Source organism: Micromonospora sp. DT4, from assembly GCF_049841675.1.
GTDB lineage: Bacteria > Actinomycetota > Actinomycetes > Mycobacteriales > Micromonosporaceae > Micromonospora.
This window is the reverse complement of the sequence record NZ_JBNCKT010000440.1, coordinates 1-344: the sequence shown is the minus strand read 5'-3', so window position 1 is coordinate 344 and position 344 is coordinate 1. Positions and strand designations below refer to the sequence as shown.

Genomic DNA, 344 nt, shown 5'->3' with positions numbered 1-344 from the left:
CACCGGCGCCGACGCTCAACAACCGGCCCCGCTCATCAGTGGGCACCCGGATCGAACGCCACAACCCCCTACCGGCCGGCTCACCCTCCGGATCAAAGCGCACCACACGCTCAGCGACATCGGCGGCCTGAGTCTGCACCAACCACCAACAATCCTCCGCCGACCGGTGAACCACCACCACATGCTGCGGCACGGCCACATCATGCGACCACACCACCGTCGACCGCCCCACCCCCAACAAGGCCACATCCCGCACCGTCGCCGAGGTGAACACCCCACCCAACCGCGCCGCCACCAACCCCACCGACGCCGACGCCTGCGCCGCGTCATCACCACCACCAAAA

The 344-nt window shown here is 68.3% G+C and carries 1 protein-coding gene; it reads right to left on the bottom strand.

The genetic code is table 11. From position 1 onward, the window contains the following. Nucleotides 1-274 (bottom strand): hypothetical protein (locus tag ACLQ24_RS30470; protein ID WP_425895179.1); only part of this gene is annotated, 274 nt, incomplete at its 3' end. Nucleotides 275-344: the final 70 nt, after the last annotated feature.